23 protein-coding genes and 4 tRNA genes are annotated in these 24,097 nt (G+C 50.8%); 9 read left to right on the top strand and 18 right to left on the bottom strand.

Features of this window, described 5'->3' with window-relative positions; all coding sequences use genetic code 11:
• Position 1: 1 nt before the first annotated feature.
• The 17 genes from EYB30_RS09640 to EYB30_RS09720 form a co-directional block, all read right to left on the bottom strand.
• Positions 2-77, bottom strand: a tRNA-Lys gene (locus EYB30_RS09640).
• Positions 78-100: 23 nt separating this feature from the next.
• Positions 101-176: transfer RNA gene (locus EYB30_RS09645), tRNA-Lys, on the bottom strand.
• Between the two features lie 18 nt (positions 177-194).
• Positions 195-270, bottom strand: a tRNA-Lys gene (locus EYB30_RS09650).
• 27 nt (positions 271-297) lie between these two features.
• Positions 298-373: transfer RNA gene (locus EYB30_RS09655), tRNA-Lys, on the bottom strand.
• A gap of 144 nt (positions 374-517) precedes the next feature.
• Positions 518-1,312: a tol-pal system protein YbgF gene (ybgF, locus tag EYB30_RS09660; protein ID WP_166838717.1), complete on the bottom strand. Its 795-nt coding sequence runs from the start codon at positions 1,310-1,312 to the stop codon at positions 518-520.
• A gap of 28 nt (positions 1,313-1,340) precedes the next feature.
• Complete coding sequence (gene pal / locus EYB30_RS09665) at positions 1,341-1,874, bottom strand: peptidoglycan-associated lipoprotein Pal (protein ID WP_166838718.1); 534 nt, start codon at positions 1,872-1,874, stop codon at positions 1,341-1,343.
• Between the two features lie 40 nt (positions 1,875-1,914).
• Complete coding sequence (tolB, locus tag EYB30_RS09670) at positions 1,915-3,261, bottom strand: Tol-Pal system beta propeller repeat protein TolB (protein ID WP_166838719.1); 1,347 nt, start codon at positions 3,259-3,261, stop codon at positions 1,915-1,917.
• A gap of 2 nt (positions 3,262-3,263) precedes the next feature.
• Positions 3,264-4,175, bottom strand: a complete 912-nt coding sequence (gene tolA / locus EYB30_RS09675) for a cell envelope integrity protein TolA (RefSeq protein WP_241698004.1) — start codon at positions 4,173-4,175, stop codon at positions 3,264-3,266.
• A gap of 7 nt (positions 4,176-4,182) precedes the next feature.
• Entirely contained in the window at positions 4,183-4,614 is a 432-nt protein-coding gene (tolR, locus tag EYB30_RS09680; protein WP_166838721.1) for a protein TolR, read from the bottom strand.
• On the bottom strand, positions 4,614-5,303 hold the full coding sequence (tolQ, locus tag EYB30_RS09685) for a protein TolQ (protein WP_166838722.1): 690 nt from the start codon (positions 5,301-5,303) through the stop codon (positions 4,614-4,616). Before tolQ ends, tolR begins: the two co-directional genes overlap by 1 nt.
• On the bottom strand, positions 5,293-5,703 hold the full coding sequence (gene ybgC, locus EYB30_RS09690; protein ID WP_166838723.1) for a tol-pal system-associated acyl-CoA thioesterase: 411 nt from the start codon (positions 5,701-5,703) through the stop codon (positions 5,293-5,295). The genes tolQ and ybgC overlap by 11 nt, the downstream gene beginning before the upstream one ends.
• Positions 5,704-6,442: 739 nt before the next feature.
• Positions 6,443-7,453: a Holliday junction branch migration DNA helicase RuvB gene (gene ruvB, locus EYB30_RS09695; RefSeq protein WP_166838724.1), complete on the bottom strand. Its 1,011-nt coding sequence runs from the start codon at positions 7,451-7,453 to the stop codon at positions 6,443-6,445.
• Between the two features lie 3 nt (positions 7,454-7,456).
• Positions 7,457-8,077, bottom strand: a complete 621-nt coding sequence (ruvA, locus tag EYB30_RS09700; RefSeq protein ID WP_166838725.1) for a Holliday junction branch migration protein RuvA — start codon at positions 8,075-8,077, stop codon at positions 7,457-7,459.
• A gap of 33 nt (positions 8,078-8,110) precedes the next feature.
• Complete coding sequence (gene ruvC, locus EYB30_RS09705) at positions 8,111-8,635, bottom strand: crossover junction endodeoxyribonuclease RuvC (protein WP_166838726.1); 525 nt, start codon at positions 8,633-8,635, stop codon at positions 8,111-8,113.
• Between the two features lie 2 nt (positions 8,636-8,637).
• The gene (locus tag EYB30_RS09710) at positions 8,638-9,381 is read right to left on the bottom strand and encodes a YebC/PmpR family DNA-binding transcriptional regulator (RefSeq protein ID WP_166838727.1); all 744 of its coding nucleotides are present in this window, start codon (positions 9,379-9,381) and stop codon (positions 8,638-8,640) included.
• A 67-nt stretch (positions 9,382-9,448) separates the two neighbouring features.
• On the bottom strand, positions 9,449-11,227 hold the full coding sequence (gene aspS, locus EYB30_RS09715; protein ID WP_166838728.1) for an aspartate--tRNA ligase: 1,779 nt from the start codon (positions 11,225-11,227) through the stop codon (positions 9,449-9,451).
• Between the two features lie 83 nt (positions 11,228-11,310).
• Entirely contained in the window at positions 11,311-14,148 is a 2,838-nt protein-coding gene (locus tag EYB30_RS09720) for a transporter substrate-binding domain-containing protein (RefSeq protein ID WP_166838729.1), read from the bottom strand.
• 66 nt (positions 14,149-14,214) lie between these two features.
• Here EYB30_RS09720 and EYB30_RS09725 point away from each other — a divergent pair, with 66 nt between their 5' ends.
• The 8 genes from EYB30_RS09725 (at position 14,215) to EYB30_RS09760 (ending at position 20,637) form a co-directional block, all read left to right on the top strand.
• Positions 14,215-15,051: a DUF72 domain-containing protein gene (locus EYB30_RS09725; protein WP_166838730.1), complete on the top strand. Its 837-nt coding sequence runs from the start codon at positions 14,215-14,217 to the stop codon at positions 15,049-15,051.
• A gap of 55 nt (positions 15,052-15,106) precedes the next feature.
• On the top strand, positions 15,107-15,832 hold the full coding sequence (cmoA, locus tag EYB30_RS09730; RefSeq protein WP_166838731.1) for a carboxy-S-adenosyl-L-methionine synthase CmoA: 726 nt from the start codon (positions 15,107-15,109) through the stop codon (positions 15,830-15,832).
• 8 nt (positions 15,833-15,840) lie between these two features.
• Positions 15,841-16,806: a tRNA 5-methoxyuridine(34)/uridine 5-oxyacetic acid(34) synthase CmoB gene (gene cmoB, locus EYB30_RS09735; protein ID WP_166838732.1), complete on the top strand. Its 966-nt coding sequence runs from the start codon at positions 15,841-15,843 to the stop codon at positions 16,804-16,806.
• A gap of 23 nt (positions 16,807-16,829) precedes the next feature.
• Complete coding sequence (locus EYB30_RS09740; RefSeq protein ID WP_166838733.1) at positions 16,830-17,726, top strand: LysR family transcriptional regulator; 897 nt, start codon at positions 16,830-16,832, stop codon at positions 17,724-17,726.
• 7 nt (positions 17,727-17,733) lie between these two features.
• Positions 17,734-18,141 carry a hypothetical protein gene (locus EYB30_RS09745; protein WP_166838734.1) on the top strand — a complete coding sequence of 136 codons (408 nt, stop codon included), beginning with the start codon at positions 17,734-17,736 and terminating at the stop codon, positions 18,139-18,141.
• Positions 18,142-18,219: 78 nt separating this feature from the next.
• Complete coding sequence (gene purM / locus EYB30_RS09750; protein WP_166838735.1) at positions 18,220-19,263, top strand: phosphoribosylformylglycinamidine cyclo-ligase; 1,044 nt, start codon at positions 18,220-18,222, stop codon at positions 19,261-19,263.
• An 8-nt stretch (positions 19,264-19,271) separates the two neighbouring features.
• Positions 19,272-19,919, top strand: a complete 648-nt coding sequence (gene purN, locus EYB30_RS09755) for a phosphoribosylglycinamide formyltransferase (protein WP_166838736.1) — start codon at positions 19,272-19,274, stop codon at positions 19,917-19,919.
• Positions 19,903-20,637: a DUF3108 domain-containing protein gene (locus EYB30_RS09760; protein ID WP_241698005.1), complete on the top strand. Its 735-nt coding sequence runs from the start codon at positions 19,903-19,905 to the stop codon at positions 20,635-20,637. The genes purN and EYB30_RS09760 overlap by 17 nt, the downstream gene beginning before the upstream one ends.
• Here the strand turns inward: EYB30_RS09760 and EYB30_RS09765 are convergent.
• Positions 20,611-21,375: a class II glutamine amidotransferase gene (locus EYB30_RS09765; RefSeq protein WP_166838737.1), complete on the bottom strand. Its 765-nt coding sequence runs from the start codon at positions 21,373-21,375 to the stop codon at positions 20,611-20,613. The genes EYB30_RS09760 and EYB30_RS09765 overlap by 27 nt on opposite strands.
• Before the next feature lie 194 nt (positions 21,376-21,569).
• Here EYB30_RS09765 and fadE point away from each other — a divergent pair, with 194 nt between their 5' ends.
• Positions 21,570-24,047, top strand: coding sequence for an acyl-CoA dehydrogenase FadE (fadE, locus tag EYB30_RS09770; RefSeq protein WP_166838738.1), 2,478 nt, complete (start codon positions 21,570-21,572; stop codon positions 24,045-24,047).
• The last annotated feature ends 50 nt before the right edge of the window (positions 24,048-24,097 follow it).

Here is a 24,097-nt window from a genome sequence, read left to right on the forward strand (position 1 = left end):
ATGGTGGGTCATGATGGATTCGAACCATCGACCAACGGATTAAAAGTCCGCTGCTCTACCAGCTGAGCTAATGACCCATGCAGGAAAAACGAAGAAATAGTGGTGGGTCATGATGGATTCGAACCATCGACCAACGGATTAAAAGTCCGCTGCTCTACCAGCTGAGCTAATGACCCAAACAGGTGGCGTCGAAGTGGTGGGTCATGATGGATTCGAACCATCGACCAACGGATTAAAAGTCCGCTGCTCTACCAGCTGAGCTAATGACCCACTTCGATAACTTTAGTTTGTGCGCTTTGGTGGGTCATGATGGATTCGAACCATCGACCAACGGATTAAAAGTCCGCTGCTCTACCAGCTGAGCTAATGACCCCCACTGCGGACGCATATCTTACTGATTTACGGCTTTTGTGCAACCAAAAAGTGTTAAAAACGTCTTTGTTAGGGTCTGATTGCTCAAAATGCCAGCGTTAGTGCTGACAACAACAATAAAAAACCCGGCAAAAGCCGGGTTAGATTATTTCAATGCATTGATTCTGTCTTGCGCCAATTTGGCAGAAGTGGCGGTACCGTGTTGCTGCACTACCTGACGATAATAACGCAATGCCGAGTCTTTGTTGTTCTCGCGCTCGGCTACCTGGCCTAGTTTTAGCAAGGCATCGGCAACTTTATTTGATTGAGGAAAGTTATTCACTACCCGCTCAAAATGCGTTTTGGCTTTGGCCAGTTCATTATTATTAAATAATAACTGCCCCAACCAATAATGTGCATTGGGTGTATACCCTGAGTTTGGGTAACTGCGAATAAAATTCTCAAACTCGGGAATTGCGGCATCATAACGCCGGTCTTTCAGCACCATATTGACGGCTTTGTCGTAGGCGTCATTCTCAGACATATCGCTGGAGTATGTCGATGTTGCCGCCACAGTATCAACAGGCTGCACTGCAGCACTGCCTGCAGCCGTTGGTGCCTGAATAGCGCTGACCCGCCGGTCAATCTCCTGGTACAAATCACGCTGGCGCTGCAGAATTTCCTCTAACTGGTACGAATGAGTTTCTGTTACACCGCGCAACTCGCTAACTTCATCCAGCAATTGCTGCAACTGGGTGGTCATTCTCAGCTGCGCTTCAGAGCGGGCTTCAACTATGCGTTCCAGTGTCGCAAGACGCTGCTCCAGCGAGCCTGCTGGCTGAACCTGGCCGGTACTGACAGCCCCCCGGTTAAGGGTAATGTCGGTAACAGGTGCAGGGTTAGCAATAACACTGGTGTGTGCCAGTGCTATTGCGGATAACAAAGTGTATTTAACGTTCATTCGCATCAATATAGGTAATTAGTCTGGATTAATAGACTAACACTGCACGACGGTTTTTAGCAAAGCCTGCTTCAGTGCGTGACATATCAACCGGCTTCTCTTCACCGTAACTTACGGTAGAGATTTGGCCGGCAGAAACGCCCAGGTTTTGTAAATACTGTACCACTGCCATAGCACGACGCTCGCCCAGGGCGATGTTATATTCTGGCGTGCCACGCTCATCTGAATGGCCTTCGATAGTCACGCGTACTGAAGGGTTAGCGCTTAAGAAAGCACCGTGGGCCTGCAACGTTTCAACAAATTCCGGGCGTACCGTGGCTTTGTCAAAATCAAAATAGATGGTGTTTTCCTGACGCAGTGCATCCAGCTTCTGGCGCATTTGTTCAGCCGGGCTTACTACTGGCTCAACCGTTTCTACCTGCACAGTTTCCTGTTGTTGCTGCTGGCTTACACCAGAGGTGTCAGCATCAGACTGATCAGTAGAAGAAGTAGAGCTACAAGCAGCCAGCGTCAGCACGGGTAAAGCAACCAATAAACCTTTTAACACTTTATTTAATTTCATGATGTTGTCCTTAGTATTTAAATGTAATAACTAACTTTTTTTATAAAAAAGGCGACCAGGCTGGCGATTTTACCTGTCCTTCTACCGCCGGCAGCCGTGCTTTAAAACGACCATCCATAGAAACCAGTGCTAACACCTGTGCTGAACCATGCAAGGTGCTGTAAATAATCATAGACCCGTTCGGTGCCACGCTGGGTGACTCGTCCAGGTTCGTTTTCGTCAGTACCTGCAAAAACCGGGTCTGGCGATCCATTTTTGCAATGTGGTACTGACCCCGGGTGCGGTTTACCATCACCACCGAGTTACCATCCGGCGTGTAGGAACCGGCCAAATTCATTTCACCTTCAAAGGTTAAACGGCGGGTCTGACCCGTTAACAAATTTACGCTATAAAGTTGCGGATTGCCACCGCGTTCAGAGCTAAACAACAGCTCTTTGCCATCCGGCGACCAGGATGGCTCGGTGTCAATCGCGCGATGATTAGTGATACGGCTTAACGCCTTAGTGGCCACGTCCATGGTATAAATTTCTGTGTTGCCATCTTTAGACAGCACCATTGCCAGTTTTCTGCCGTCCGGTGACCAGGCCGGGGCACCGTTAATACCCGGCGTACTGCTAAGCATAGTGCGCCGGCCGGTGTAAATATCCTGCACATAAATTTGTGACTGACGTTTTTCAAACGTCACATACGCCAGCTTAGTGCCATCGGGTGACCAGCTTGGTGACATCAACGGCTCTTTAGAACGCAGTAAAATCTGTTCGTTGTAACCGTCGTAATCCGCTACCACCAGCTGATAAGGAAATTCAGCCTGCCGGTTTACCAGCACGTAGGCAATTTTAGTTAAAAAGGCACCACGCTCACCGGTCAATTTTTCATACACGATATCGCTGATACGGTGACCGTACTGGCGAAACTGGCCGCCGTTAATGGTGGTTTCACGGCTATCAAGGATATGCGCCGTGCTGGCCGTTAAGCGACCGGCATTCAACGACTGCCGATCAGCACTGTTACTGCCTTTTAGCACATCGATCAGCTCAAAACTGACGGTGTAGCGGTCAATGCCCACTTCGGTAATTTGGCCTATCACAATGGCCTCGACACCTTCACGGGCCCAGGCTGCATAATCAATTTGTGCAGCCGACTGCGGCCGTTGCGGCATTTTAATACTGGCCAAAGGGCTGAACTTGCCGCTACGCATCAAATCGGCAGCAATCACTTCATCCAGCCGCTGGCTGGGTAAGGTAGCGCCTTTAAAGGTAAAAGGTAAAATGGCTACCGGCCGCGCTGAATCAATACCTTCGGTAATGACGATTTCCAGTGACGCTTTCGCCTGACTACTTAGCGCCAGGGTGATAAACAATACCGTGTTGCGAATAAATTTAAGCATAATTAAAGTTCTGGGCTCACCGTTAAGTTAATGTCTTTTAACTGGTTATATACATCCGGATCTGCCGACACCGGCAAGGTTCCGGCCCGATTCACGGCCCTGACTGTGGCATCACACACCGCTTTATCACCACTTAAAACACCTACTTTGGTGACAAAACCATTGCTGGCCAGGCGTATATTGATCCGGCACGATTTACCGCGCATACCTTCATCAACCAGCAAGTTACGCTGTATCGCATCGCGGATCAGCGCGGTGTATCGCTGCACTTCAGTCGCCGCTTGTCTGGCCCGCGCTGCAGCACGGGCCTGCGCTTCTTTTGCCAGCTGCTCCTGCATGGCGCGCTCCTGCTCTGCTTTTTGCCGGGCTTCTTCTGCCTGACGCGCCCGTTCAGCGGCCGCTTTTTCAGCCGCCTGCTGTTCAGCAATTCGTTTTTGCTCGGCCGCTTTGGCCGCTTCTTCTGCTTTTTGCCGCTCTTGCTCTTTCGCTATGCGCTGTTGTTCCGCTGCTTTTGCCTTGGCCGCTTCCTGCTGTTGGCGCTTTTTCGCGTCAGCCGCGGCGGCCTTAGCTTTAGCGGCTTCGGCATCGGCTTTGCGTTTTTCCTCGGCAACCCGTTTTAACCGCGCTTCTTCATTGGCGCGGTTTTTCTCGGCTTGCTGCGCCCGGCGCTCTAACTCACGAATACGTTTTTCTTCCGCCGCCTTGGCGGCATCACGCTCTTTTTGTATTTGCTCGACCCGGGCATTAAGCTGCTGCTGATCAATCGCCACGGCTTCAACCGGTGCCTGACCTTCTGTTTCCAGGCTAACCGACAGCATTTCAGGCTTATGGGAAAAATCTGCACTAAACACCAGCAGCACCACGATAGCCAGATGCAAACCGAGCGATTTTGCCAGTGCCGGCTCTATCTGCATCGCCATCTCAGTTCGCGTCCACGTTATCGGTCATTAACCCCACAGCAGGTGCACCGGCAGCTTTTAATACATTTATTAACCGGATCACCGCATCGTAGCTTACTTTACGATCGCCTTTGACAATCACCTGAGTACCCGGCTCTATTGTCAGCCAGCTGGCCACTTCTACCGTCAGTTCTGCGGCCGTAAAGGGGCCCTGCTGCTTGCCATCTTTTTCAAAGTAGTACAAGCCGTCCTGATCGACCGTCGCCACTAAAGGTGTTTTACCGTCCTGCATCTGCTTAATCGGCTCTGCCGCCGATTTAGGCAGCTCCACTTTTACGCCTTGCGTAATCAGGGGCGTGGTGACCATAAAAATCACCAGCAGTACCAGCATAACATCGATGTAGGGCACCACATTAATTTCAGCCTTTAACCGACGTTTTTTTCTTACATACATCAGCCAGCTTCTCCGGTGTTTGATACCGCCTGACGGTGCAGGATGTTGGCAAACTCTTCGACAAAGTTCGCGTAGCTACTTTCCAGCATTTCTACCTGATGCGAAAATTTGTTGTAGGCAATTACCGCCGGGATAGCGGCAAATAAGCCGATGGCGGTAGCAATAAGCGCTTCTGCAATACCCGGCGCCACCATAGCCAGCGTGGCCTGCTCTACCGCACCCAGCGCGATAAACGAGTTCATAATGCCCCAAACGGTGCCAAATAAGCCGATGTAAGGGCTGATCGAGCCCACAGTTGCCAGAAAGGGCAGGTGCATCTCTAACCGTTCTACCTCGCGTGACAACCCTACCCGCATGGCACGCTGTGTGCCTTCCATCACCGCGGCCGGTTGGCGGCTATTGGTTTTATGTAAACGGGCAAACTCTTTAAAACCGGCTTTAAACAACGCCTCTAACCCACTGTTAGCGGCGCGGGCACTGACTTCATTGTACAGTTTGGCTAAATCCACACCGGACCAGAATTTATCTTCAAACTTCTTTGCATCAACCACAGCGGCACTCAGTGCTTTGCGCCGGCGGAAGATCATGGTCCAGGACATGACCGACATCGCCAGTAAAATCAGCATCACCAGCTGCACAACAAAACTGGCTTCAATTAACAACCCTAAAATAGAAATCTCACCTGCCACCTGATAATACCTCTGCAACTTCGGCCGGAATGGCCCTGGCCTTCATTTCCTGTAATGCAATACAGGCTACTTTAATTTGTGCCGAACATAGCAGCTCGCCGGCAACATTATGAATTTTTTGTATAAAAACTATGCTAGCTTGTTTTAAGGTACTGATTTGACTGGAAACCGTCAATAATTCATTAAATTTAGCCGGTTTTTTGTTATCCATTAAAACCTGAGTAACAACAAAGGCGACATTTTTTGACAATAATAAATCCTGCTCAATACCCAGGGCGCGCAACCACTCGGTGCGCGCTCGCTCAAAAAATTTCAAATAATTGGCATAATAAACTATTCCTCCGGCGTCGGTATCTTCGTAGTACACACGCACAGGGAATGTAAAGACAGTGTCTGACATGGCTGATCGCTTTAATTGCTGCATATGATATGTAAGGCTGAGTAGTAACTCAATCGTCGTTGCAAGCTAAACACAACTATATTTTTCTTCATTTGCTACTTGCATTTTTTATTTGCTTTGGTTGAACATTATTTCCGCAATTAGTTCAAGCATTTCGCCACTTCCTGCGATAAGTTACCACTTTTCAGCGACCGCTCAACAGCCGGGGTTTGTGACAAAAAGTAATGCGGCTATCATGCGGATTTTATATTAACCTTAGATGAACAAGTGTCTGTAGCAGCAAGCTGCAGAAAAACTGCTTATCGTTTAACCGATCTCGCCACAACCTAACATTAGTTTTTTTAATGCTTGCGCTGCAGTTTTTCTCGTTTGAAGTAATTGCTCCAAATATCTATCATACGCAGGTGTTCTGAGCTAGCGCAAAGATACCGCAGTTTTCTGCCTTATCTTAGTAAGGATCACTTGGTAACGAGATTTGTGTTTTGACCAAGTTTTGTTGCTGTTTCAACATGTTCCCTGGATTTTTTTGAAGCACTCCTTCAACTTGTTGCATTGCCCGCTCTCTTGAGCGGGCTTTTTTTTTTCATACCCGTTCCATTTTAACCTGCTGCGTTGTTACCTGCATTCGCGCCTCCGAATCACATAGGAAACTATGCTGATGGGGCCGGGCTGGCGTACCAGGTCGCTCATTTGTCGCCTGGCTGCAGCACCGTCCAGTTAGTGGATACTTTTATTTAGCTTAGTCTGAGTTGGGTATGTCAAAGCCAAAGTGCGTGTAAGCGCGTGGCGAGGCGATACGGCCACGTGGCGTGCGCTGGATAAAACCCTGTTGTATTAAAAACGGCTCTATCACATCTTCTATAGTGTCTTTTTCTTCGCCAATAGCGGCGGCAAGATTATCCAGCCCGACCGGCCCACCGCTAAACTTTTCAATAATGGCCAAAATTAGCTTTCTGTCCATATAATCAAAGCCTTCTGCGTCGACATCCACCATTTGCAGCGCCGCAGCCGCGACCTGAGGCGTAACCTCGCCATTATGTTTAACCTGCGCATAATCGCGCACCCGGCGCAGCAGCCGGTTGGCTATACGCGGCGTACCACGCGAGCGCCGGGCAATTTCGGCGGCACCGGCTTCATCGAGCACTAAGTTCAGAAAGTGCGCCGAGCGCAGAATAATTTGGGTCAGCTCTGTCACTTTATAAAATTCCAGCCGCTGCACTATGCCAAAGCGATCACGCAGTGGCGAGGTTAAGGCACCAGCACGCGTGGTGGCGCCCACCAGGGTAAACGGTGGTAAATCCAGCTTAATAGAGCGCGCCGCCGGGCCCTCGCCTATCATAATGTCCAGCTGATAATCTTCCATCGCCGGATACAAAATCTCTTCAACTACCGGGCTTAGCCGATGAATTTCATCAATAAACAGCACATCATTGGGTTCAAGGTTGGTTAGCAGCGCCGCTAAGTCGCCGGCTTTTTCCAGCACCGGCCCCGAGGTGGTTTTAATATTGACGCCCATCTCATTAGCCACAATCATCGCCAGCGTGGTTTTACCCAACCCCGGCGGGCCGAAGATCAGCAGATGGTCCAGCGGATCGCCCCGGCCACGGGCCGCTTCGATAAAAATGGCCATTTGCTGGCAAACGTGCTGTTGTCCGGTGTAATCGGCCAGGCTTTTTGGCCGGATAGCACGGTCGATCACTTCATCTTCGCGTGTGGCAGTGGTTTGAATTAAACGGTCCGCTTCTATCATGGTTTACATCATGCTCCTGAGCGCGGCTTTAATCAGCTGTTCGCTACTCATATCGGGTTGCTTTACTGCCCTGACGGCTTTATCGGCTTGCAGCTGGCTGTAGCCGAGTGATAGCAGCGCGCTGACAGCATCCTGTTCGGCACTTTGTGGCAAGCTAAACACGGCCTCGTCATCCTGTAACTGCAGGGCATCGCTTAGGGGCGTATTGGGTGCTATGCCCCAGTCTTTTAACCGATCACGCATTTCTACCACTAAGCGTTCAGCCGTTTTTTTACCCACCCCCGGCAGTTTGATCAGGCTGCTGACATCGTCCAGCTGTACACAACGGACAAACTGCTGCGCTGTCATGCCTGACAAAATGGTGAGCGCCAGCTTAGGGCCAACGCCGTTTGCTTTAATTAACTGGCGAAACAGCGCACGCTCGGTTTGGTTGACAAAACCGTACAGCAACTGGGCATCTTCACGCACAACAAAATGCGTATAAATAACCGCTTCAGCGCCCGGCGCCGGCAGCTGATAAAAGCTGGTCAGTGGCAGTTGTACTTCATAGCCAACGCCGGCAACTTCAATTAATAAATCCGGAGCCTGCTTTTCCAGCAAGATACCGCGTAAACGTCCGATCATAATGTCTGCTTATTAGTAGGCGAAAAATCAGGCTTAGCGTAAGCGGCCGCGCACCGTTTTGTGGGCTTGCCCGGCCAGGCTGACTAAACTTTGCTGAGTATGCCCATGACACAAGGCGACTGCAAGCGCGTCGGCGGCATCGGCTTGTGGGTTAGCCGGCAGCTTTAATAAGCTACGCACCATATGCTGCACCTGCGCTTTGTCGGCCGCACCGGTACCGACCACCGCCTGCTTTACCTGACGGGCGGAATATTCAAATACCTCCAGCCCGGCATGTTTGGCGGCGACAATAGCTGCGCCACGCGCCTGGCCCAGCTTTAAGGCGGAATCGGCATTGCGCGCCATAAACACCTGCTCAATGGCAAAGATCGTTGGCCGGGTCTGGCGGATAATTTCACTGACACCGTTAAAGATGTCCAGCAAGCGCTCAGCCAGCAAATCACTGGTGTTTAACCGGATACAGCCGCTGGCGACATAGTCGAACTTCATGCCGCTTTGGCGCACGACACCGTAGCCGGTTAACCGGCTGCCCGGATCGATACCCAGAATAATATTCACGCTTAGGCGTACTCGGCCATCAGTTCATCACTGATGTCGGCATTGTGGTAGACGTTTTGTACATCGTCTGAGTCTTCCAGTTGGTCGAGCATTTTAAAAAAGGCGGCAACGTGCTCAGCATCTACCTCTGCCCGGGTGGACGGGATCAGCGTGACTTCGCTGTTATCCGGGGTAAAACCTGCAGCGAGCAGTGCATCTTTTACATCATTAAATGCCTCAGCTGATGTCAGCACTTCAAAGCTGCCATCATCATGGCTGACAATGTCTTCGGCACCGGCGTCCAGCGCCGCTTCCATCAGCGCATCTTCATCCTGGCCCGGAGCAAAAATCAGCACGCCACGGCGCTGAAATAAATAAGCAACCGAGCCACTGGTGCCCAGGCTGCCACCGGCTTTGCTAAACGCATGTCGCACATCCGCCACCGTGCGTTTATGGTTGTCGGTCATGGTTTCCACGATGACAGCAACGCCATTAGGGCCATAACCTTCATACACCAGCTCTTCGTAGTTTTCACCTTCACTGGCGCCGGCACCACGCTTAATGGCTCTGTCTATGGTATCGCGGGTCATGTTTTCCGACAGGGCTTTGTCTACCGCCAGCCGTAAGCGTGGGTTGGCAGTGATGTCTGGGTTTAAGCGGGCAGCGACGGTGAGCTCGCGAATGATTTTGGTAAAGATTTTATTTTTTTTCGCATCCTGGCGGGCTTTGCGATGCTTCATGTTCGCCCATTTACTATGGCCGGCCATCAGTTACTCCTTAGTTGTGGCAGCCAACGGGCTGCCACGGTATTGCAGGTAAAACAGTTAACGGGCGTTATTGTGCTTTAGTTACCACACTAATCCCCAGCTCGGTCAATTGTGCCGGGTTCGCCGCACCTGGCGCGTCCGTTAACGGGCAAGCCGCGGTGGCGGTTTTTGGAAACGCCATCACATCACGGATAGAGGTCGCGCCTGTCATCAGCATCACTAAACGATCCAAACCAAAGGCTAAACCGGCGTGTGGCGGTGCGCCATACTTTAATGCTTCTAATAAGAAACCAAATTTCTCCGCGGCTTCTTCATCGCTAATGCCCAGTAAGGTAAACACCTTTGCCTGCACATCGGCAGTGTGAATACGTACCGAGCCACCCCCTAATTCAGTGCCATTTAACACCATATCGTAAGCATTAGACAGTAAATTACCCAGCTGTAACTGCTCATTTGGTGTATTTAAGAATGCCGCCGTATCTAAAGGTGAGGTAAACGGATGATGCACGGCAGAGAAGCTGCCATCGTCGTTTTCTTCAAACATCGGGAAGTCCACTACCCACAGCGGTTTCCAGCCTGGCTGGGTAATGGCTAAGTCTTCACCCAGCTTTAAGCGCAGCGCGCCCATCGCCTCGCACACCACTTTGTAACTGTCGGCACCAAAGAAAATCAGGTCGCCGTTTTGCGCGTCAGTACGGCTGATAATAGCAGCGATAATCTCTGGCGTTAAAAACTTCGCTACCGGCGATTGTACGCCCTCAGCGCCTGCTGCCACCTCGTTAACTTTCATCCAGGCCAGGCCTTTGGCGCCATAGATGCCAACAAAGCTGGTGTAATTGTCGATATCTTTACGCGAGACTTTCTCGGCGGCGCCCGGCACTTTCAGCGCGACGACGCGGCCTTTGGCATCATTGGCCGGGCCGGAGAACACTTTAAATTCGACGTCTTTTAATAAGTCAGCCACATCGACAAACTGCATCGGGTTACGTAAGTCAGGTTTGTCAGAGCCATACAACCGCATTGCTTCACTGTATGGCATACGCGGGAACTGGCCTAAGTCGACGCCCAGCAGCTGGTTAAACATCTGCTGCACCATGGTTTCGGTCACCTCTATCACCTGCTCAGCAGTCATAAAGGAGGTTTCGATATCAATTTGGGTAAATTCCGGCTGGCGGTCGGCGCGTAAATCTTCATCGCGGAAGCATTTAACAATTTGGTAGTAGCGGTCTAAACCCGACATCATCAGCAGCTGTTTAAACAGCTGCGGTGATTGCGGCAGTGCAAAGAACTGGCCTTTGTGTGTACGGCTGGGCACTAAGTAGTCGCGCGCGCCTTCCGGTGTGGCTTTGGTCAGGATCGGTGTTTCCACGTCCATAAAGCCGTGGCTGTCCATAAAGTTACGCACAAAACTGGTGACTTTAGCGCGAAACTTCAGCCGTTCGGTCATCATTGGCCGGCGCAGGTCCAGATAGCGGTATTTCAGGCGCTGCTCTTCACTGTTGTTCTGGTTTGAATCCAGCGGCAGGGGGGCAGCTTTATTTAAAATAACCAGTTCAGCGGCATATACCTCGACTTCGCCGGTGGCCATATCTTTATTAACTTGCGAGTCTGGCCGCGCTCTTACCTGGCCTTTTATTTGAATGCAGAATTCATTGCGCAGCGTGTAGGCAATATCAAACAGGTCTTTTAAATCCGGGTCGCATACCACCTGCACCAACCCTTCACGGTCGCGCAGGTCTAAAAATATTAATCCACCCAGATCGCGGCGACGGTTAACCCAGCCGCATAAAGATACCTGTTGCCCAACATGTTGTGCGGTTAATAAACCACAATAATGGCTACGCATTAAACCTTCCTTCTACCTTGCTAATCAGCGGTACTAAAATGACGGCTAATTATATAGAATTGACGCTTAATGTCACTGCCCGCTTACGAAAACACCGCCTTGGAAAAGCAGTACTGATTCTTACCCTGCTGCTTAATGCGATACATCAGGCTGTCGGCAACTTTCAGCAGTTTAGCACTGTCGGTACCGTCATCCGGATAAACCGCGATACCAATACTGGCACCTACCTGCACATTACCCACCGACAAACTGACCGGTTGCGCCAGCTGATGCAGAATTTTCTCAGCGACAATGGCCGCATCATCACGGCTTAACAGCCCGGTCAGTAAAATAACAAACTCATCACCGCCAAAACGGGCTACAGTGTCACTTTTGCGTACACTGTGCTGCAGTATGCCCGCCAGTTTAAGCAGTAATTCATCGCCAACATCATGGCCGTGGCTGTCATTGACCTCTTTAAAACCGTCCAGATCAATAAACAATAACGCTAAAATTTCATTATGCCGCGCATGTTGCAGTAACGCCTGTTCAATGCGCTCTTTTACCAGGCTACGATTTGGCAGCCGGGTTAAATCATCATGGGTGGCCATAAAGCGCATTTTTTGCTCAGCGTTGCGCCGCAGTGACACTTCGCGGCGCAAGGAAAAGTTCCAAAACACCACGAACACTAATAATACCGCTGCTACGCCCCCAACCTGCCACATTAGCCTGCGCAACTGCGCTTTGTTAATGCCCTGAGTGATCTGAAAGCTAAACCACTTTTTATACAGCTGCTGCCGCTCTTCTTTACCAATACTACGCAGCCCTTTGTTTAACATCACCACCAAGGGGGCATAGTCATCGCGCACGGCAATCAGTGACGGATAAGACGGCAGATCATCCAGAATTTGCACCCGCAAATACAGATAACCAGCCTGGCGTAGCATTTCACTGGCCGCCTCTACCGAGTCCAGCACATAATCGACTTGCTTTTGCTGCAGTAATTCCAGCCCCTGGCGTAAATCCGTCACCGGCACTATTTTGACTGCCGGAAATACTTCGTTCAGATGTTGCGCCAGCTGATAGTCTTTATATATTGCTACGCGTTGCTCACTCAGCTGGCTGGTACTAATAATATTGCTGCTGTCACTGGCACTGATCACGGCCCACTGTGTTGACCAGAACTCATCGGTAAACCGGGCATATTCATGCCGCTCCGGCCGATCTGAGATATTGGCAATCAAATCAATTTCTTTTTGTTTCAGCGCTGCCAGCATAGTGTCAAACTCGGTAAAGCTGACAATCTCAAACTGCATTTGCATGCGTTCACTGAGAATATCAAACATGTCAACTGTCACACCCGACGGCTTGCCTTCGTCATCCACAAACTCCATCGGTGGCCAGTTGGCCAGCATACCAACCTTAACCGACGGCGTGCGCTCTAACCACTGCCGCTCTTGTGCCGTTAGCGGTGTTTGTTGCAAAAATTGCGGGAAATAGCGCTGGCTGGCAGCGCTAATCCATTTATTCTCGATCTGTATTAGCGTATCGAGTGACATGCTGGCAAACCCCTGCTTAATTTGCTCTGCCAGCTGTGGGCGGTCTGCCCGGGTAAGGCTGTACAATGGCGACACTATCCGGCTGTCGGTTTGCGCGGTTAGCAGATCCTGCAAATTCATTTGCTGTAAACGCAGCGGCACTATCGCCGAGGCCCCGTAAAAGCCAGCCAATTCACCAGACATTACCGCTGAGACCATCTCTGATAACGCCGCATAACGAACCCATTGCACTAACGGATAGCGCTGCTTAAGCTCATCCAGGTAGGGCGCATTTTCAAATAATCCCACTTTCACTTCGCTGTCGGCTTGCAGCGGCTGCGCTGCTGGTTTCGCTAAATGGTAAAATTGTGATTCAAATGCATATAACTGATATGCCGGCGCTACACCCTGCGGCAAATTGTTGTTACCGGGAAACGCAACCAGTGCATCAATACGGCCTTTGGCCAGCTGTTGCAGGTTATTTAATGAACTGTCTGGTACAAAAGCAATTTTGACACCGGTAAGCTCTGACCAATGCCGCCACAGGTCAACAAACAGCCCCTGGGCTTCACCTTGTAAAGAAACATGCATGTAGGGTTGGTTATCAATAGGCACCCCAAGCAACAAGGTATCTTCAGATGCCACAACGCCCAACCAACGCCGCTCGAGCTGGTCGAGAAATGACGCTGTAATAGCGGCACTTGCCTGCGCTAACACCGCATCTAAGGGATCATTCTTGTTCAGAGCATAGCTTAACGCTATGTTGCGCAGCGGTACTTTACGGTACAGCGGAAATTGCGCGGCCAGTTGCTGATACTTTGCGTAACGCGGCGGCAAGCGATCTAAGCCTGTCATCACCTTTATTTCACCCGCCAGCGCCGCATCATACATGGCGCTGACATTTGGGTAGGTTTTTAAGATAGCGCCGGGTAATAATTGGTTTAATGTATTAATATGACTGGATTGTTCGATAACACCGATAGCGTAAGGTTTTAACGCCGCCAGTTTGCTCACTTCAGGCAAATCGCGGTGCAGAAAAACATTGCTGTGAATGTCAATGCCGGTGTTTCCCAGCTGATACTGTTGCGCGCGCTCTGCGGTGCGGGCAATACCACCATGCAAGTGCACCGCCCCATCTTGCAACAGGCGCAAGGTTTCTGGCCAGTCAACCATAACAAACTCCACAGATATTCCCTGCACTGCGGCAAGCTGCTGCCAATAATCCACCACTAAGCCGGCAGGCTGACCGGCATCGTCAGCAAACATATAGGGAAAACTGTCATTGCTGATGGCAATACGTAGCGGCTCGGGCAACGTTGCTTCCGCTTGCAACTGCGCTGTCGCAAAAAGCGGCGTGGACCAAAAACCTGTCAACAGCAGACAGATTAAAAATCTGATAATCATTATGTTATTCTTTTTTGCTGCAGTGCCTTAGTTTTACGCTGCCACTTAAATAAGGTCAAGCTAGCGATGTTATATCTTGGTTGCCCGGTGTGGGCCAATTCCCGGTGGAAAAGCGCCCTCTACGCTAAAGATGTTAAGACCTCAGATTATCTGCGCCACTATGCGCAGTATTTTAACAGTGCCGAGGGCAACAGCAGCTTTTATGCCGATCCCACGCCGGATACACTGCAACGCTGGCGCGATGAAACACCAGCAGAGTATCGGTTTGTACTTAAAGTGCCGCAGCGCATCAGCCATCATGGCCAGGAAGATACGGAGCAACAACTGCAGCAATGGCTCGGCCAAATGGCGGTGCTGGGCCAAAAGCTGGCTCTGGTGCATTTGCAACTACCGGCCCAGGCTGGCCCGGAAAAATTAAGCCAGATCAGTAATAGGGTGCAGCAAATTAGCCAGCACTACCGCTGTGTACTGGAAGTCAGGCACCCGGCGTTTTTTGACAAAGCACAACATGAAATTACTCTGCACAAGATGCTGCAGCAATATCAGGCTGAACGGGTAGTGATTGACAGCCGGGCTCTGTTCGCTGTGCCGGCAACCAGCCAGGCGCTGACTGAAGCGCAGGCCAAAAAGCCCCGCCTGCCAGTGCATGCCATCAGCTTTAGCCAAACGCCGATGCTGCGTTTTATCGGCAGCGATGATATGCGTTTAAACCGGCAATTTTATCAGCCGTGGCTTAACAAAGTGCAGCAATGGCTGGATGCCGGTAAAAGCCCGTTTTGTTTTTTTCATACGCCGGACAACACCCTGGCACCGCAATTATGCCGCCAGTTTGCCGCCGATTTAGGCTATCCCCACTCTTGTCTGGCGCCCTGGCCCGGTGAGCAGCAGTACAGTCTGCTGTAGTGTTCGCTGCTTTTACGGTAAACTAACAGCAATTTTCCCCGTACTCACAGCTAACATGCAAAAAGATCAAATTTTCGCCGAGCCGCTGGCGCAGATCCAGGATTTCCGCTTTGACGATCAGGTCGCCGAAGTGTTTCCCGATATGATCCAGCGCTCCGTACCTGGTTACCAGACCATTATTCAGACCATAGGTAAACTCACCAGCCGCTTTCAGCAGGCCGACAGCCATTACTATGACTTAGGCTGCTCTTTAGGTGCTGCTACACTGGCGATGCGCCGCAATATCAGCGCAGCGAACTGCCAGATCATCGCTGTTGATAACAGCAGCGCCATGGCAGAGCGCTGCGAGCGGCATTTGCAGGCCTTTCGCTCTGAGGTTCCGGTGCAGGTGCAGCTGGCCGATATTCGCCAGCAAACCATTGAGAATGCCGCCGTGGTCGTGATTAATTTTACGCTGCAATTTTTACCCAAAACCGACCGCCAAGCCCTGATAAAACGCATTTATCACGGCCTGAAACCCGGTGGCATCCTGATTTTGTCAGAAAAATTTATCAGCCATGACAGCACAGCCAATGATCTCTTGATTGAGCTGCACCACGACTTTAAACGCGCCAATGGCTACAGCGAGCTGGAGATCAGCCAAAAACGCAGTGCGCTGGAAAATGTGATGAAACCCGATACGCTGGCCGAACACCAACAGCGTTTAACCGACGCTGGCTTTAACAGCCAGACGTTATGGTTTCAGTGTTTTAATTTCTGCTCTATGGTTGCAATAAAATAAGGTTCGCTATGCTCGATTTCACGCCCTTTTATGCCCAACTAGCCAGTAATAAACTGCACCGCTGGCTTGAGACCTTGCCCGCGCAGCTGGCTGCCTGGAGCCAAGATGCGCTACATGGCGATTTTAAGCAGTGGCAAAAAGTCATCACCAATCTGCCAACCACCACAGCTGGCAGTATTGAGCTGAAAAGCGCGGTACAGTTTGGCAGCGCCGAAGACATCAGCCCCGGCCAGGCACAGCAGATCCGTCATTTGCTGCAGCACTTAAAACCCTGGCGTAAAGGCCCATTTAATCTGCACGGTATCCACATTGATACCGAATGGCGCTCTGACTTTAAATGGCACAGGGTGTTGCCACATATAGCGCCATTGCAAAACCGCACCGTGTTAGATGTCGGCTGTGGCAGTGGCTACCATTTGTGGCGTATGCGCGGTGAAGGCGCTGAATTTGTTGTCGGTATCGACCCATCACAGCTGTTTTATGCCCAGTTTCAGGCGATTAAGCACTTTAACCCGGATCCGGCGGTTAACCTTATCCCCATTGGCATTGATGAGATGCCAGCGCTAAAACAGTTTGATACGGTATTTTCGATGGGCGTATTGTACCACCGCCGCTCGCCGCTGGACTTTTTACAGCAACTGAAAAACCAGCTACGCCCAGGTGGCGAGCTGATACTGGAAACCCTGGTGGTAGCAGGCGATGAAAACACAGTACTGGTGCCCGGTGAGCGCTACGCCAAAATGCGTAATGTCTGGTTTATTCCCAGTGTGGCCGCGTTAACGCACTGGCTTTCGCGCCTAGGGTTTAATAATGTACGTTTGGCCGATTTAAACCAAACCAGCCTGGACGAGCAACGCAAGACCGATTGGATGGACAATGAAAGTTTAATTGATTTTCTCGATGCAACTGATCATAGTAAAACCATTGAAGGCTACCCGGCGCCACTGCGCGCTGTGATTATTGCCACTAACTAGATCAGCGGAGTGATAACGCGCTAATGCCTTACCGTCCCCGTTCAACCTTAGAGCAATGGCGCATTCTGCAGGCTGTGGTCGATGCCGGCGGTTATGCGCAGGCGGCTGAGGTGCTCAGCAAAAGCCAATCGTCGTTAAACCATGCAGTAGCAAAGCTGCAAACCCAACTTGGCGTTGAATTACTGGAAGTGCGCGGCCGCAAAGCCTACCTGACGGAAGCGGGCGAAGTAATGCTGCGCCGCTCACGCCTGCTAACACAGCAGGTCGAAGATTTAGAACTGCTGGCGTCTAATATTAACCAGGGCTGGGAGCCGGAAATACGTATCGCGGTAGAGCTGGCGTACCCCAGGCGCTATTTAAATCAGGCGCTGGCCGCGTTTTATCCGCTTAGCCGCGGCAGTCGCATTCAACTGATTGACAGTGTTATTACCGGTACCGCGGAAATTATTCAGCAAAAACGCGCTGACCTGGTTATTGCCGCCTCAGCTGTTGTGCCCAAAGGTTATCTGGGCGAACCGCTCTACACTACCCGCTTTATTCCTGTTACCGGCAAGGATAACCCGCTGGCAGCCATCAGCGTGCTGGACCAGAACGAACTGAGTCAGCATTTGCAGTTAGTTATTCGTGACACGGCACAAAAACCGCAGGAAAACGCCGGTTGGTTAAGGGCAGAGCAGCGCTGGACGGTTAATAACTTTGACGAAGCGATAGACATTATGCAATTGGGCCTGGGGTTCTGCTGGCTGCCGGACTTTATGGCAGCCGATGCGATAAGCCGCGGCAGCCTGGTGCAACTGAAAGTGAATAACAGTAGCGAGCGGCTGGCCAGCATTTCGCTTATTGCACCACAAGAAGAAACCCTGGGGCCAGGCAGCAAACAACTGCGGCAGCTTTTACTGGCCGTTCACAATAAAACCTGAGGCACTTATGCAATCACAACAACTCAGCGAACTTATGCAGGCAGCCGCGCAAGATGCGCGTCAGTACGCCGCAGAAGAACATCAGATAACCTTAGATAACAGCCAGCAAAGTCTGGCACTGGTCGACACTATTTTGGCCGAATTACACCAACGTGAACTGGAGCAGCAACATTCAGCAGAAATGCTGTTTACGCTTTGCAACATGCTGGGGGCCTACATTGGCGAAGTCTTTATTGCCAGTTTAGGTGGCCAGTGGCAACAAAATCAGGCTGACAGCAAGGCGCCTTTTATTTATGTGCAATACCATGATAAAGAATTTCCTTTTGCATCAGTCTGTTACCATAAGATCATGCAAGACAACAGTGTCAGCTTGAAAAACTATGTCAAGCAAGCCATGGCAAATGCTATGCAGTAAGGCTTTTGTCGGCGGCGTTAAGCAGGTAAAATGCCGCCACTTTTAAGCCTTTCCACTTTCAGCCATTCGAGGATAGCCGTGAGCGAGCAGAAAACATCATTAAGCTACAAAGACGCCGGAGTAGATATTGACGCAGGTAATGCGTTGGTAGAACGTATTAAAGGCGCCGTTAAACGCACGCGGCGCCCGGAGGTGATGGGCGGTTTAGGTGGTTTTGGCGCTTTGTGCCAAATCCCGGCCGGTTACAAAGAGCCGGTACTGGTATCGGGTACCGACGGTGTGGGTACCAAGTTACGCCTGGCAATGGATTTAAAACGTCATGATGGCGTGGGTATCGACCTTGTCGCAATGTGCGTTAACGATTTAGTGGTACAAGGCGCTGAGCCGCTGTTCTTCCTGGACTATTACGCCACCGGCAAGCTGGATGTTGATACCGCTTCTGCCGTAGTAAACGGTATTGCTGAAGGCTGTTATCAGTCAGGTTGTGCGCTGGTAGGCGGCGAAACCGCTGAAATGCCAGGCATGTACCATGGTGAAGACTACGACATCGCCGGTTTTTGTGTTGGTGTGGTTGAAAAAGCCGATATTATTGATGGCAGTAAAGTACAACCCGGCGACCAGCTGATTGCTCTGGCCTCCTCCGGCCCGCATTCGAATGGCTTTTCATTAATCCGCAAAGTATTGGAAGTTAGCGGCCAAAGCCCTGACACTATGCTGGATGGCAAATCTATTGCAGATCACCTGTTAGAGCCTACCCGGATTTACGTAAAGAACTTACTGAATTTATTCAAACATACCCCGGTGCACGCGCTTTGCCACATTACCGGTGGCGGTTTCTGGGAAAATATCCCGCGTGTACTGCCGGAAAACACCAAGGCGGTTATCGACGGTAACAGCTGGCAATGGCCGGTCATCTTTAACTGGTTACAGCAGCAGGGCAATATCAGCCGTCATGAGATGTACCGTACCTTTAACTGTGGCGTTGGCATGATCGTGGTTGTCCCTAAAGCACAATTGCAGAACGCCCTGAGTTTCATCAAAGCTGCTGGCGAAACAGCCTGGCATCTGGGTGAAATACACGCAGCCACTGCCGGCGAAGAGTTGGTTGTTATTAACGAATAAGGCTGGCGATGAAATCAATAGTAGTACTGATCTCCGGCAGCGGCTCTAACCTGCAGGCTATTATTGATGCCTGCAGCAGCGGTTTTATCCCAGGTAAAATCAGCGCCGTCATTGCTAATAAAGCTGACGCTTATGGCTTGGTACGGGCCAACGAAGCCGGTATCAGCACCCAGCTACTTAGTCACAAAAGCTATAACAGCCGCGAAAAGTATGATGCCGCCCTGATAGATGCCATTGACCAGCACCGTCCGGATTTGGTGGTGCTGGCCGGTTTTATGCGCATTTTAACGCCGGCCTTTGTGCAACATTACCATGGCCGGCTGTTGAATATTCACCCGTCGTTACTGCCCAAATATCAAGGCCTGGATACACATCAGCGGGCCATAGATGCCGCTGACAGCGAGCATGGCTGCAGTGTGCATTTTGTTACTGAGCAGCTTGATGGCGGGCCGGTCATTTTACAGGCAAAGGTGCCGGTGTTCGCAGAAGACGACGCGCAAAGCCTGGCAGAGCGCGTACACGAACAGGAACACCGCATTTATCCTTTAGTGGTACGCTGGTTTTGTCAAAACCGTTTACAACAGCATAGAGATCAGGCATGGTTGGACGGCAATGTATTAGCTGCCAACGGTTATGCCAATGATGAAGAAGATTAACTGGCGCTTATGGGCGCCTGTTGTTGTAGTAACCAGCCTGCTAAGCCAGGCTCTGTCTGCTGACACCATGCCACTTAGCAACTTCAATGCTGAGTATGCAGTATATCGCGCCGGTAAACAGCACGGCACGGCCAAACGCTATTTAATAAGTACTGATCAAGGCTATCAGCTGGGCTATAGCAGTGATATCAGCTGGATGATTTTCTCCGATAAACGTGAAGAAACCTCTGACTTTATCCTGACTGACGGCCGCATTCAGCCGCTGCGATACATTATGCGGCGCTCGGGTACCGGGCCAAATCGCTACTATGAGCTAAACCTCGATCCTGCGGCTAAAGTGCTGAGTGAAGGTAAAAAACGCCAACCCAAGGCGGTAAACTGGCAGGATGACTGGCAGGATCAAATCAGCTATCAGCTGCAACTGGCACTGGATTTACAAGCCGGCAAGACTGAGTTCCATTACAACGTATTAAACCGTAACGGCAACAGTAAGTTATACCATTACAAAGTGGTAGCCGAAGAAATGCTGCCGCTGCCTTATGGCAATGTTAATACCCTGCGTATTGCCCGTATCGAACAAAACAGCGACAAACAGATCTATGCCTGGCTGGCACCTGAGCTGGGTTATATGCTGGTACGACTGTGGCGTGGCGAAGATAATGTCGAACAGTTTGATGTGCAGCTGCACAAGCTAGAGTGGCTCACCGAAACGGAATAACTGGCTTTCACCCGGCTGCATTTTATGCCACTGCTCATTGTTGGTCAGAGGCTCGGTTGCAATAATGGTAACCACATCCTTTGGTGTGGTTTCGGTTGTAAAATCAATATCTACGTCAACATCTGACAACCGTGCTACGCCAAAGGGCGCGCGGCGGGTGATCCAATGCAGCTTAGTGGTGCAATAGGTTAATAAGTACTCACCATCGGTCAGCAACATATTAAATACCCCCAACTTTTGCAGCTCGCCACATTTACGCTGAATAAACTTAAAAGCCGCTTTACGGCTTGGCGCCTTATCCGGATAGCGTTTATCCAGTTCACTGAGCAGATAACAAAACGCCCTTTCGCTATCGGTGGTACCCACCGGTGTAAAGCGCTGCACCGGCAGTTCGCGGTAGCCACTTAACTGGCCATTGTGCGCATAAGTCCAGTACCGCCCCCAGAGTTCGCGGCTAAACGGATGGGTGTTTTCCAACGCGACTCTGCCACGGTTCGCCTGACGCACGTGGGCAATAACGGCACAGCTTTTTATCGGGTAATCCGATACCAGACGGGCAATTTCAGACTGATAGCTTGGCAGTGCATCTTTAAAAGTACACACCCCTTTGTTTTCATAAAACGCCACGCCCCAACCATCTTTGTGCGGCCCGGTGCGGCCACCCCGCTCTTTCAGGCCTTTGAAGCTAAAACAAATATCTGTCGGAACATTGGCTGACATGCCAAGCAATTCACACATAAAAAACCTTAATACTACGCCACTACAACGGGCGAAACTAAACCGGCAAGCTATGCTTAAGCGTATAAGCCTAAGAGTTGCAACTTAAGTTGACAATAGCCTTTGCCAACATAACACGCAAAGGCTTGCAACTTTAGTTAAAGCGTTCTACTCTAGCTCAAAATAGTGGTCAGACCTCTTATCAGGAGCAAAAGATGGAAATGTTAATTCTATGGGCAGTGCTGATAGCTGCCATTGGTGTGCTAGCGTATAACCGTGCCAGCCTGACAATGTTTACAGCCGCCATTGCCGCTATACTGGCGGTTGGCAGCACTTTGGATCTGGTCGGCAGCTTAAGCTGGCTGATCTTTTTAGTGGTGGCGTTGCCACTGAATATTGCAACAGTACGCCAGCAGTATCTGACCAAGCCGCTGTTGAAAGTGTACCGTAAAATCATGCCGGAAATGTCCAGCACGGAAAAAGAAGCGATTGACGCCGGTACCACCTGGTGGGAAGCAGACTTATTCCGCGGTAACCCGGATTGGCATAAAATGCATAATTTTCCGGTACCACGCCTAAGCGCAGAAGAACAGGCGTTTTTAGATGGCCCGGTAGAAGAGCTCCTTGCGATGGTCGACGACTGGCACACCACCCACGAGCGCGCCGATTTATCACCAGAAGTGTATCAGTACCTGAAAGACAAAGGCTTCTTCGCCATGATCATCAAAAAAGAATTTGGTGGTCTGGAATTCTCCGCTTATGCCCAGTCTTGCGTACTGCAAAAATTAACCAGCAAAAGCATGGTGTTATCCAGCATCGTTGGTGTGCCTAATTCATTAGGCCCGGGCGAGTTATTGCAGCACTATGGTACTGACGAGCAAAAACGACATTATTTACCCCGTCTGGCCAAGGGCCTGGAAGTGCCCTGCTTTGCCCTGACCAGCCCAGAGGCCGGTTCTGACGCTGGCGCTATTCCGGATACTGGTATCATTTGCAAAGGCGAATGGGAAGGCAAAGAAGTCATTGGTATGCGCCTGACCTGGAACAAGCGCTATATTACGCTGGCGCCTATTGCCACTGTCCTGGGCTTAGCCTTTAAACTGTACGATCCGGAAAAACTGCTGGGCGATAAAGAAGAGCTGGGTATTACCTGTGCCCTTATTCCGGTCAGTACGCCAGGCGTGAAAATTGGCCGTCGCCACTTCCCGCTTAACGTACCATTTCAAAACGGCCCAACCCAGGGTGAAAACATCTTCGTGCCGTTGGATTATATTATCGGTGGCGCCAAAATGGCCGGCCAGGGCTGGCGCATGCTGGTTGAGTGTTTATCAGTAGGCCGGGCCATTACCCTGCCATCTAACAGTACCGGCGGTATTAAAGCCGTGGCGATGGCGACCGGTGCCTATGCCCGCATCCGCCGTCAGTTCAAACTGCCCATTGGTAAAATGGAAGGCGTCGAAGAAGCGATGGCGCGCATTGGTGGCTATGCCTATATGGCCGATGCCTCCACGACGATGTCAGTCGGTTCAATTGACCTGGGCGAAAAGCCATCGGTGATTTCAGCCATTACTAAATACCATATGACCGAACGCATGCGTCAGGCCATTATCGATGCGATGGACGTACACGGTGGTAAAGGTATTTGTATGGGGCCGAATAACTATCTGGCCCGTGGTTATCAGGGCGCGCCGGTGGCTATTACCGTAGAAGGTGCCAATATTTTAACCCGTAACATGATTATTTACGGTCAGGGCGCTATCCGCTGCCATCCTTATGTATTGGCAGAGTTACAAGCGGCGCAACTTGACGATCAGGGCGCAGCCGTTACCGCCTTTGATAAAGCCCTGTTTGGTCATATCGGCTTTGCTATCAGTAACTTCTTCCGTACCTTCTGGTTATCGTTAACCGGTGGTGTGTTTAGCAGTGCCCCTTATAGCGATGCCACTGCGAAGTACTACAAACAAATGAACCGCTTCAGTGCAGCCTTAGCGCTGATGTCAGATGTGGCGATGGGCACGCTGGGCGGTGATTTAAAACGCCGTGAGCGCATCTCAGCCCGTCTGGGTGATATTTTAAGTATGTTGTACCTGACGTCTGCGGTATTAAAGCGCTATAACGACGAAGGCCGTAAAGCTGACGATTTAGCGCTGGTGCAATGGTGTTGTGAAGATAACCTGGCCAAGGCGCAGCTGGCGCTGGATGAGCTGTTTGACAACTTCCCGAACCGCGTGGTGGGTGCTGTATTAAAACGTGTGGTGTTCCCGTGGGGTCGTACACTGCGCAAAGCATCTGACGTGGTTGAGCACAAAGTTGCCCGCATTATGCAAACGCCGGGAGACGCGCGCTCACGTTTGGGCCATCACCTGTATCTGAAAAACGAGCCATTAAACCAGCTAGGCTTAATGGAGCAGGCGTTAGCAGATATCCTGAGCGCCGAGCCACTGTTTGATAAAGTGGCCCATGCGGCCGGTAAACGCCTGCCATTCTATCGTCTGGATGAAGTTGCAACCCTTGGTTTAGAGCTTAAAGTGTTGACGGAGGCCGAAGCGCAGCAGTTACGGGTGGCAGAAAAAGGTCGTCTGTTTGCCATCAATGTCGATGACTTTGCGCCTGAATATCTGGCAGCAGACAAAAGCCTGACCCAACAAGGGCCTGGCGCAGTTGCCACAGACAAGAAAGTGAAAGCCGCCTAACAGCACTTTATTGATAAAAAACGCCGGCATCTGAGCCGGCGTTTTTATTG

This window comes from Rheinheimera pleomorphica (assembly GCF_011634895.1).
GTDB classification, from domain to species: domain Bacteria; phylum Pseudomonadota; class Gammaproteobacteria; order Enterobacterales; family Alteromonadaceae; genus Alishewanella; species Alishewanella pleomorphica.